We start from the raw sequence: 10,593 nt of genomic DNA on the forward strand, positions 1-10,593 counted from the left end.
AGAAATTCACAAATGATTTAGGATGACTATATAGCACTCCTAAATCATTTGCATAATTATTGTAGGGGCAATCCCACGCCCGGTTGCCCGATAGATAGCGGGTAGGCAAAGAAAGGCACTACCCTACAAATTTATCTGAATCATTGAGGATGACTATAGATAGTAAGTTTGTCGTGAGATTTTCAGTTTTTTTTAATAAAATTAACAGGGTAAACATGATTAACCAATCAAATATTATTCGCATTTTAATTGCCGACGATCATTATATTGTGCGGCAAGGTTTAGTGGCGCTGCTGGAGCAGGAATCAGATGTTAAAGTTGTGGCGCAAGCCAGCAACGGGCAGGAAGCTGTGACAATGTTCCGCGAACATCAGCCCGATGTAACGCTGATGGATTTGCGGATGCCGGTGAGGGATGGAGTCGCGGCCATTACTGCGATTTGTGGGGAGTTTTCCAGTGCCCGGATTGTGGTGCTGACGACTTATGATGGCGATGAAAACATCTATCGCGGATTGCAAGCTGGTGCTAAGGGCTATCTGCTTAAGGATGCGGAACCAGAGGAGCTTTTAGCAGCAATTCGGGCTGTTTTTGAGGGTAAAAAGTACATTCCGCTGGCAGTGGGTGTTAAGTTAGCCGATCGCCTGAGTGGGCCTGAACTGAGCGATCGCGAATTAGAAGTCATCCGCCTCATAGTCGCGGGTAAAAGCAACAGCGAGATTAGTGAAGTTCTGCACATCAGCGAAAGCACCGTCAAGTTTCACATCAACAATATTTTGAGCAAAATGGGAGTTAGCGATCGCACGCAAGCCGCGATTTCTGCATTAAAACGGGGGATTGTCAGCCTGTAGTTTTGCATTAAAACTAGCCAAAAGTTCAGGTTATCTCCTCAACCAAAGGTCAGCTAATACTGACCCTTTTTTTTAGGTTAAAAACTCAACTTTAAGCTGGCGACTTTAGTCGCAGTATTCTCTAGACTTAATTGATATTCATCTAAAGACTTCTGCCTTATTAAATCCTTAGATTGTTTGTAGGACGAAATTATGAGCGAATCTTGCATAAACCGATATCAAAAACATCAAACCAAAGCCCGTTTTTTGACAATACACAATTTGAATATGCACCACTTTTGGTGGGTGGTAATTTCACTTGTCAATATTCTACTGTTATCCAGTATTTACATCACAGAAACTTGGAATCAAGCCCCGATAGCCGCCCTCAGTATTGGCAATCTTTTGCTGGCAGTATTAGTAAGAAACGAACTGATAGTACATCTTCTTTACCGATTAGCAGTTGGGATTTCACGAATCGCCACTTCTGGCAAATATTACATCAATACCGCAGTTCATTATATAGGTGGAGTTCATGCTGCGGCTGCAACTTGGAGTTGTTTTTGGCTAAGTATTGACTTATACCGACAGTTAACAACTAGCAATAATTTGCTTCTTTTAACAACTGGTTCTTTGTTAGCCATCTTATTATTAGCGATTATTTTAACAGCCATACCCCCTTTCCGAGAGCGTTTTCACAACAGCTTTGAGAAAATTCACCGCTATGCAGGATGGAGTTGTCTCGCCGGGGTAATTTTGTATCTAACTTTATCGCAGTTTCTCGCCACCGCCAATCAGATTCCTACCCTAGAAAATTTTTTAAATCCCATTTGTTTAATGTTAATTTTAATTATATTTAGTATATTTTTACCTTGGTTAACTGTACAGAAATTTGAAAAGTTTAGTATGTATTGTCCTTCCCCAAACGTAGCTTTTTTGACAGTTCCGGGCAAGGCAGATATTGGAACATTTGCCCGAATCAGTACAGATTTGGTTGAATGGCATTCATTTTCCGTAGCAGGAATGAGTTTTAATCAAGAAACGGGGCGATCGCAAATCCAGCTAATTATTGGAGCCGCTGGTGACTGGACTAAAAACTTGATTGAGAAAGTTCAGAGAGGCGATATTCCTAAATATTTTTGGGTTCGGAGAGTTAAACCGCCAGGTTTCATGTTTTCAATTAATGCTTATTCGCGAGTAGTGGTAGTAGCAACCGGAGCTGGGATTGCCCCTGTTTTACCTCACATTCTCGAAAACAAGCATAAACTTTACATCCTCTGGATTGGTAATAAGCACCAGTTAACTTACGGCAAGAAAATGTGGTCATTAATCTCCAGTCATCCACGCCTGAAAATTTATGATACAGGCGAACTTGGCAGACCTAATGTAGGCGATTTAGCAATTCAGCTAGCCCGAAAATTTCGAGCTCAAGCTGTATTTTGCGTATCTAATAAAGCCGTCACTAAAACTGTTGTGAGTGCGTGTTTAGCCAAAGGAATCCCGGCCTATGGAGCGACTTGGGATTCTTAAATAATTGATAGCTGTTGGTTCCATGTTGCATAATTTATTTGAATCTTAACTGTTAGCCAACCTAGTTTTTGAGCGGGAGCGATCGTAAATAGTTAATAAAAAACAGCTAGGGGAGTTTGTAACCGCAGATACACGCAGATTAAGGTCGAGCGGTTTTGATGTGTGAAATAAGTATTTTTACTGATAAATATGACTATTATGACTGCAAATAATGATAAATAAGACCTTAAGTTTTACGCCAAAACTTTTTAGTAAGGCTAAGCTGGAACTCCTAGGACAAATTAGCCCACCTAAAAAAAATGCTTTATTCATTTTTGTCCAAGTCTCAAGTCAAAGCCCGCGTTTTAAAACATTTTGCAGCCGCTATTTCGGCGTCTTTAGCTCTTAGTGCAACAACCAGTTTGAAACCCTCGCCGGTATTAGCCACTAGCAATATCCCCCCCGCAAATCAAACCTCGACTCAGCTAGTCGCAAAACCTGATTCTAGCTTGCAGCTAGGGCAGTTACGCAGCACTGTTCCCGTGCAGACAATGCAGCTCGAACCGGGCGGATTTATCCCGATCGCGATCGGCGGTATGATAATTATTCTGGTGCTGCCATTATTTTTTGGCGGATTGGTAGTAATTGGCGATCGCGAAGTTGGCATTGTCAGTAAAAAGTTTAGCTTCGGCGGCAAGTCTTTACCGCCAGGAGACTTAATTGCCTTAAACGGAGAAGCTGGATATCAAGCTGATACTTTGCCTCCCGGTTGGCACTGGGGTTATTGGCCTTTGCAATACAACGTTCGCAAAGAGTCTCTGACTGTAGTTCCCCAAGGTGAAATTGCCCTGATTATCGCAGCAGGTGGTAAGTCAATTCCACCGCAGCGCATCCTCGGCAAAATCACAGAATGTGACAATTTTCAAGATGCTCGCCAATTCCTCAAAGGCGGCGGCGAAAAAGGTAGACAACTAGGCATCTTGACTGGTGGTAGCTATCGAATTAATACAGCATTATTTACAGTAATTACAGCGGCAAATGCTGCCAAACACGGGATGACAGCCGAACAATTAAAGCTGTACAGAATTGCCCCAGATAAAGTAGGAATTGTCACAACTTTTGACGGCGTTCCGATTCAAGATGGCGAAATTGCTGGCCCGATTATCCCGAATCACGACAACTTCCAAAACGCGCAAAAATTTATCACCGCCGGCGGGCGGCGCGGTTTGCAGGAACAGGTTTTGCTTTCCGGTTCGTGGAACTTAAATCCTTGGTTTGTCGGGGTTGACCAAGTGGCGATGACCGAAATCCCGATCGGCTATGTCGGCGCGGTGATTTCCTATGTCGGCAAAACCTCGGAAGATGTGAGCGGTGCTGCTTTCACTCACGGAAATTTAGTAAATGTGGGCAATAAAGGGGTTTGGGTGACTCCTCTTTATCCGGGCAAACATCCCCTGAATACTCGCATTTTGAAAGTAGAGTTAGTGCCGACTACTAATATAGTATTGAATTGGTCGGGTAAAACAGAAAGGCACAGTTACGATTCTCAACTTTCGTCTTTAACCGTGCGTTCTCAAGACGGTTTCGCCTTTGATTTAGAAGTAGCTCAGATTATTCACGTCGGCGCTTTGGATGCTCCAAAAGTCATCTCTCGCGTCGGTTCGATGCAGAATTTAGTAGACCACGTTTTGCAGCCGACAATTGGCAATTATTTCCGCAATTCGGCTCAAGCTTATTCTGTATTAGATTTTCTCTCCGCAAGAAGTGGCAGGCAAGCGGAAGCAGCCGAGTATATCAAAGCAGCTTTGCGTACCTATGACGTGCAAGCAATTGATACTTTGATCGGGGATATTTTGCCACCGGCAGAGTTGATGCAAACTCAAACAGATCGCAAAATTGCTGAGGAACAGTGCAAGACTTATGAGGTGCAGCAATTAGCACAAACTCAGCGGCAACAATTGGTGCGGGAAACGGCGCTGGCTGAGATTCAACAAGAGATGGTGAAATCGGAACAAGGCGTGAAGATTTCTGAGTTGAAAGCGAATTCTCAGGTGAAACAAGCTCAAGGCGAAGCTGAGTCAATTCGGGTGAAAGGAAATGCTCAAGCTGAAGCTTATCGAGCGGGTGTTGTGGCTTTGGGAGGTTCGGGTTATACGGCTTTGCAGTTAATGCAAATTATAGGCGATCGCAAAGTGCGAGTTGTGCCGGATGTTGCGGTAACAGGCAACGGTAGCGGCGGCGGTTTGGTTGATGGTTTGCTGGGAATGATGTTGTGGAATCAAACGGGCAAAAATGGAGAAAATGGCGGGGAGTTGCCGGTAGTTAACCTACAGAAATCGGAACCTGCGGCCAAGTTATCAGTAGCCCAGGTGAATTCTGTTAAGCCGTCGGCATCTCGCGCTAATTCCCCTGTTGCGAATTCTGAGGCTGATATTGCTCCGCTGTTTGATGAATTGCCGTTTGACGATCGATCTTTTAGTTAGGCTGTGCAGTTTGTAGGATAGAATACTCATATACCCTGACTTCTTAAAGAAGTCAGGGTATCTAATTATCTCTATGGATGCTGATAAGGATTATTGCTAGTCCATATAATTTCCCAGAAACTCTTGCTGAGCGATCATCTCTTCTGCTGACTTTGTAGAAATTAACCTCAAAAATCCTCGCAATTGTTCCCCAATCGAATAACTTTGTCTGCCCATTACAATTCCTGAATGTTCCTGGCCTTCTTCCATATACATTTTATGCAAGCGACAAAAGTCTCCCACATTCAAAGTATAGATAACTCGCCCTTGAGCAGTGGCCCATATTAATTGCTCTTCATCGGTGCAACTGAGATTATTAGCTTCAGCAGTGGTAGCTACATCAATACCTGCATTTCGGAGCGCTTTTACTAAAGAGCGTTCCAGAATATCCTCATCTAAATATAAACGAATTTGGCTCAAGATTAACTCCCCGCTTTGTGTTCATTTCCTAAGCGAGCGCACTGGGCTTCTTCAGCAGCAATATCAGCATCAATTTGCTCTTTATTGGCGTAGTAGTAAGCTAATGCTGCATGAACTTGTGCTAAATTTAAGTGGGGAATTTCTGCAATAATTTCTTCTGGTTTCATCCCCATTTTGTACCAAACGGCGATTCGTTGAACTGTTATTCTAGTGCCTGCGATGCGGGGACGATTTCCACAGGTTTCTGGTGTGGAAATGATGAGAGTGCCAATATCAGTTAAAGTTGGCATAGGTGAATCTGGGGTTAAAAATTAGAGTTTAATTCTAGCATAAATTATTAACATTGCTCGATCGCGCTGCGACTAAAGAAACCGGGTTTTTGGCCGAATCTGCGGGTGAAAGCGAAGTATTTTTGTCAAAAACCCGGTTTCTGAACCCCAAACTGTTTGTGTTTGCCAATTGCTATGACCCGAATTTCGCGAGTCTATTGCTTGAAGAGTGATATCAAGGTGTAACAGATATTGAAATGACTAAAAGCAGATAATTTCGTAAACAAAAGTTCGAGAAAAAAGACTTGACAAAGGGCTGAAATCGCTATAGGTTACAGCTTACAGCTCTTGATGCGAGAGAAGAACACCAAACCCCCCCCCCCCACCACCACCCACAGGGAGGTGGCCTGCAGGTGCTTGCTTATTCCAGGTTAGGTTACTTTTGTCCAACCACTGTCCTCCTTTTCGCCAACCGACACGATCGTCCAGCTTGCATTCAGTCTCATAATCAACTTTACCGCCTATTTCTAACCAGATTTTTTTCTGGACGCTAAAGCCAAAACGACCCTGACTGTATTTTACCCACAATTGGTCGATCGTCCGCAAATCATCGCAAGGAAAATTCTCGATCGATTCGCGATAGAAATCACCTTCCTTCTCATGTCTAGCAGCTTTCAGCATCACCTTGAGTGTTTCCCCATCCGCCTCTTTCCACTTCCCCGCCGCCAATAAATCCCGCAGACGAGTATAGTCAACTCCCAGCACCGATTTAAGCTGTACCGAAACACTGGGAATCGTTGACGGAATTGGTTCCTGCAGATAACTCAACCAATATTGCATCGACTGCGGCCGCTTTTCCGCTTCGTCTGCCATCCCTTTTTCTATGGCTAAATTCACCCAATCTTTCACCCCAAAATTTTTCGCAGGTGGCAATGCTTCATTTCTAAAATGCCGATTGAGGGAAGCTGTTGGAACTTTTCCCGTTACCGCATAATATAAAGATGCAGCTAAAGCATAAATATCAACCGTTGGTTTACCACTACCTTCGATATGCTGTTCCCAAGGAGCAAAAGCAGGGTTATGAGGATGTCTGCTACTAATAATAGTTGGCCTTAATTCACTTGCAAGACCAAAATCAATTAACACTGCTTGCCCGTTGGGACGCAACATAATATTACCCGGATGGGCATCTCGATGGACAATTCCTGCTTGGTGAACATCACTTAATGCTTCTCCAATTTGGCGGATAATTGCCACTGCTTCTGTATCCGGGAGTCGCCCCTGTTGCTGCACGGCATTAAATAAACTTTGCCCGACGACTAAATCCATTACCAAACAGTAAAGGCTTTTTTCCTCAAACAAATCGCTAATGCGGACAATTCCAGGATGCGCGTTTTGGCAAAATTTGGCTAAGATTTGCCCTTCGCGGATAAATCTACGAACAAAGTTGGCGTATTCCGCGTCATTTTGCAAACTCAGATTCGGTGTTTTGAGGACAACTTGATAGTTAAGTTGCAAGTGTGTGGCCTTATAAGTCATGCCAAATCCCCCCATTCCCAGGATAGTGTCGATGCGGTAGGGGCGAGTTTTGAGGATTTGTCCCGGCGTCCACAGCATGGCAGGTTGTTTAAATTCTATTTAGTTGCTAATTATGATAAACTGTCTCGCCTTTAAAAAGCAATAAAAAGGAAGCATTCTCAGGATTTACGCACTCCGATTCAAGAAACCGGGTTTTTAGAGAATCTCTCAGTGACAATGCGTATTATCGTAAAAACCCGGTTTCTGGACTAAAGTCCTTACTACAAACAAAAATATGGTTTTAAATTCAAGCAGTTGTTTTGACTGGCTGCAGGGGAAAGAAAACAGCCGGAGAAACGCGGAAAAACTCTGCAAGTTTTTGGATGTGTTCGGTTGTAAGTTGGCGCTTTTCACGGAGGATATCAGAGACAATAGACTCGGTTTTAAAAATAGGAACTAGGTCTTTTTGTCTGAGTTCAAATTCTTCTATTAAAGCCTTTAAAAGTTCTACTCCGTAAATGTCAGGTATGGGTTCTAAAGTTTGCTCGTACTCATAAACCAGGGTTCCTAGCACATGGAGGTAGTCGCGTTCGTCTGAAGTCAGTTCGCCTTTGTCCAACAAAGAGTCGATCGCTTTTTGAGTTGCCATTAATTCCTCCTCAGCCGTTATAGGTCGGGGAGGAAATGTTTTGAGTAGTTCGATATAAGCGCTAGAGTTGTTCATGTGAGTATCCTATATTAAGAAAGGACAGGAATTACGCAGATCCTCAATATATGTATGGTGTGAATGTAGGGGCAATTCCCCGTGGTTGCCCCTATCCCTAGGATTATTGGCTAAGTTTTAAAGGGAGAAAATTATCATTTATACCACGAGTCTTTTTTCCATTTATCTTCGTCATATTCTTCATGGGTAAGTACAGCTCGAATAAAAACCTTTTTAGGTCGATATTCATAATCTATGAAGGTAATCAGTCTGTAGTTATTACCTCGGATGTTAAAGACAGTAAAGTTTCCAACTATATCGGCTGAGGAAAAAACTGCTTTCACTTCAGCTAAATTTGACCACTCGGCTGTTGTTGCTCGTTTGTACCAAGAGCGCAGACTTGTTTCGGCATCAGGATACTTTTCCCAGAATTTCCTGAGTGCGGATTGAGAGATAACGTGCATACAGTTCGTCCATAACAAAGAAATTGACGCATCGATTGGATTCTCGCTAAAATCATTTAAATTTTATCTTAGCAAATTGCGAAGTGTCTTGTCAACTCCGATCGCAGTACAATCGATCGATATTGCATCTGAGGAATCTCCCCATGTCAGAACAGTTTTCCACTGAGATTAGCGATCGCATCTGCACTCACATGAACGAAGACCACGCTAGCGCTGTAGTGCTGTACGCTCAAGCATTTGGCGGCAAACCGGAGGCGACAGAAGCTCAAATGCTCGCTATTGATGCCAACGGCATGGATTTAACCGCTAAAGTCAACGACGAAACAGTGCCTGTCAGAGTAAATTTCGATCGCACTTTAAAAGACGCCGAAGATGCTCACCACACTCTCATTGACATGGTGAAACAAGCTCGAAAAGTTGCTAAGTAGTCAATTGCGTACTAGGCTGTTATAATTTTAACGTTTGCAGTACGGAATTTAGTCCGCTTAAATAGTTGTTAAGGACTAACATCCTTACTAAAAACCTTGAGTTGGGGGAAATTATTTTAAGGACTAAAATCCTGACTGCGAACAAAATATTTAATAAAGTTGAATTTTCCTCTAAAATATCCACTAAAATGACCGACAATTACCCAAATCCCAAAGAATTAGATGTCGTCAAGGGCAGTAAAAATAACCATTTCGAGGCACTCGTAAAACGACTAGATTTGATGATTCGCGCCCGCTATTCGCTGCTGTACATTGTCGGCGCGGAGGAGGAACCGGTCGAGGCTGTAATTGCCCAAGTAGCGCTGCAAGTAACTCCCGCGCGCCGGGTGTTGTTCTGGGATCTTGTGCGGGGCTGGGAGGATAACGGTTCTGGGAAAGGTTCGGTAATGGCGGCGCTCGATCGCGTCAGCAAAACTGCTGTAGAAGAATATACCATATTTGTACTGCGGGATTTGCACCCCATTTTGAAATATCCATACACCGAAAAAAATGCGGCGGTAGTGCGGGAATTGCGGAATTTAACGCGGGAATTGAAGCGCAGCAAAAAAACTATAGTTCTTACTTCTCACACGCTGGAATTGCCGGAGGAATTGAAAGAAGAAGTCACAGTAATTGATTTTCCTTTGCCCAACGTGCAAGAAATCGACAGTTTAATTTCCCACGTTGTAGAAAAACCGCAACAGTTACAAGTTAGCGGTTTAGCAAGGGAACAATTGGTTAAAGCTTGTCAGGGTTTGAGCCGCGCTAGAATCGGGCGGGTTTTGGCTAAAGCTTTGGCCGCCAAACAGCAAATTAACGAGTCAGATATTGACGGAGTTTTGGAGGAAAAACAGCAAGCAATTCGCCAAACGGGCATTTTGGAGTTTTTTAACTCCAGAGAATCCCTAAAAAGTGTGGGCGGCTTGGAGAATTTAAAACAGTGGGTAAAAATGCGGCAAGATGCTTTTACTGACGAAGCGCGTCGCTACGGTATACCGAATCCGAAAGGAGTTTTGTTAGTAGGAATTCAAGGCACTGGCAAATCTTTATCTGCAAAAACTATTGCTTACGAATGGCGTTTGCCGCTGCTACGATTGGATACTGGAAGATTGTTTGGCGGCGTGGTCGGGGAAAGCGAAAGCCGCGTCAGGCAAATGATACAATTAGCAGAGGCGATCGCACCTTGCGTTTTGTGGATCGATGAAATAGATAAAGCCTTCGGCAACATTATCAGCGGCAGCGACGGCGATTCGGGAACTTCGCGCCGGGTATTCGGCAGTTTGATCACTTGGATGCAGGAAAAAACCAGCCCGGTGTTTATTGTCGCAACTGCTAATAACGTGCGAATTTTGCCGGCAGAGTTGCTGAGAAAGGGCAGATTTGATGAAATTTTCTTTTTGAATTTGCCCTCAGAATCGGAACGGCAAGATATTTTTAAAGTGCATTTGCAGCGTTTGCGACCGACTAGATTGCGCGAGTTTGATTTGGGGGTTTTGGCGAAGTGCGCTGAGAATTTTAGCGGTGCAGAAATTGAACAAGTGGTAATAGATGGATTGTACCGGGCTTTTGGCACTTTTGTCAACGGACAGCGCCGCGATTTGATGACGGAGGATATTTTGAGGTCGATCGAGGATACTGTACCTCTAGCTGCGATCGCGCGATCGCAAATCGAAGATTTGAAGCGCTGGGCGGCGGAAGCGGGCGCGAGAACAGCTTCTAACGATACTCACTTAATTGATGAATTGAAACGCTACAGCCAGCGGCGAAGGGATGCGATCGACAATTAAGGATCGCGAATTAAATAACTTACAATTTTTATTGTTATTGTGGGATGGGCGTCCCGCCCGTCCCACTTTCAAGAGTGGAAGTTATTTAATTCTCATTCCTTAATTAA

10 protein-coding genes are annotated in these 10,593 nt (G+C 43.7%); 5 read left to right on the plus strand and 5 right to left on the minus strand.

Annotated features, from left to right (window positions below; translation table 11 throughout):
• Positions 1–218: 218 nt before the first annotated feature.
• From QUB11_RS17680 to QUB11_RS17690, 3 genes are all read left to right on the plus strand, one after another.
• Positions 219–848, plus strand: coding sequence for a response regulator transcription factor (locus tag QUB11_RS17680; protein WP_333056363.1), 630 nt, complete (start codon positions 219–221; stop codon positions 846–848).
• A gap of 192 nt (positions 849–1,040) precedes the next feature.
• Positions 1,041–2,357, plus strand: coding sequence for a hypothetical protein (locus QUB11_RS17685; protein ID WP_333056322.1), 1,317 nt, complete (start codon positions 1,041–1,043; stop codon positions 2,355–2,357).
• Positions 2,358–2,656: 299 nt separating this feature from the next.
• A complete protein-coding gene (locus QUB11_RS17690) occupies positions 2,657–4,819 on the plus strand; it encodes a flotillin family protein (protein WP_333391284.1) in 2,163 nt (720 codons plus the stop codon).
• A gap of 96 nt (positions 4,820–4,915) precedes the next feature.
• Here QUB11_RS17690 and QUB11_RS17695 read toward each other — a convergent pair whose 3' ends face one another.
• The 5 genes from QUB11_RS17695 to QUB11_RS17715 form a co-directional block, all read right to left on the minus strand.
• Positions 4,916–5,278, minus strand: coding sequence for a DUF5615 family PIN-like protein (locus tag QUB11_RS17695; RefSeq protein ID WP_333204618.1), 363 nt, complete (start codon positions 5,276–5,278; stop codon positions 4,916–4,918).
• Between the two features lie 2 nt (positions 5,279–5,280).
• Positions 5,281–5,568: a DUF433 domain-containing protein gene (locus QUB11_RS17700; RefSeq protein ID WP_333391286.1), complete on the minus strand. Its 288-nt coding sequence runs from the start codon at positions 5,566–5,568 to the stop codon at positions 5,281–5,283.
• 318 nt (positions 5,569–5,886) lie between these two features.
• A complete protein-coding gene (locus QUB11_RS17705) occupies positions 5,887–7,164 on the minus strand; it encodes a serine/threonine-protein kinase (RefSeq protein WP_333391288.1) in 1,278 nt (425 codons plus the stop codon).
• A gap of 208 nt (positions 7,165–7,372) precedes the next feature.
• Entirely contained in the window at positions 7,373–7,789 is a 417-nt protein-coding gene (locus QUB11_RS17710; protein WP_333391289.1) for a transcriptional regulator, read from the minus strand.
• Positions 7,790–7,923: 134 nt separating this feature from the next.
• On the minus strand, positions 7,924–8,232 hold the full coding sequence (locus tag QUB11_RS17715) for a type II toxin-antitoxin system HigB family toxin (RefSeq protein WP_333391292.1): 309 nt from the start codon (positions 8,230–8,232) through the stop codon (positions 7,924–7,926).
• A gap of 83 nt (positions 8,233–8,315) precedes the next feature.
• Here QUB11_RS17715 and QUB11_RS17720 point away from each other — a divergent pair, with 83 nt between their 5' ends.
• Both QUB11_RS17720 and QUB11_RS17725 read left to right on the plus strand, forming a co-directional pair.
• Positions 8,316–8,660: a DUF2470 domain-containing protein gene (locus QUB11_RS17720; RefSeq protein ID WP_445300856.1), complete on the plus strand. Its 345-nt coding sequence runs from the start codon at positions 8,316–8,318 to the stop codon at positions 8,658–8,660.
• A gap of 188 nt (positions 8,661–8,848) precedes the next feature.
• Complete coding sequence (locus QUB11_RS17725) at positions 8,849–10,486, plus strand: AAA family ATPase (protein WP_333391293.1); 1,638 nt, start codon at positions 8,849–8,851, stop codon at positions 10,484–10,486.
• Positions 10,487–10,593 lie beyond the last annotated feature (107 nt).

The sequence above is a fragment of the Microcoleus sp. B6-A1 genome (assembly GCF_036705085.1).
Taxonomy (GTDB): Bacteria; Cyanobacteriota; Cyanobacteriia; order Cyanobacteriales; family Microcoleaceae; genus Microcoleus.

Excerpts from the sequence above, each read along its gene's own strand:
- QUB11_RS17685 (WP_333056322.1), top strand. The coding sequence starts at position 1,041 with ATGAGCGAATCTTGCATAAACCGATATCAAAAACATCAAACCAAAGCC.
- QUB11_RS17690 (WP_333391284.1), top strand. The coding sequence starts at position 2,657 with ATGCTTTATTCATTTTTGTCCAAGTCTCAAGTCAAAGCCCGCGTTTTA.
- QUB11_RS17700 (WP_333391286.1), bottom strand. The coding sequence starts at position 5,568 with ATGCCAACTTTAACTGATATTGGCACTCTCATCATTTCCACACCAGAA.
- QUB11_RS17705 (WP_333391288.1), bottom strand. The coding sequence starts at position 7,164 with ATGCTGTGGACGCCGGGACAAATCCTCAAAACTCGCCCCTACCGCATC.
- QUB11_RS17710 (WP_333391289.1), bottom strand. The coding sequence starts at position 7,789 with ATGAACAACTCTAGCGCTTATATCGAACTACTCAAAACATTTCCTCCC.
- QUB11_RS17715 (WP_333391292.1), bottom strand. The coding sequence starts at position 8,232 with ATGCACGTTATCTCTCAATCCGCACTCAGGAAATTCTGGGAAAAGTAT.
- QUB11_RS17725 (WP_333391293.1), top strand. The coding sequence starts at position 8,849 with ATGACCGACAATTACCCAAATCCCAAAGAATTAGATGTCGTCAAGGGC.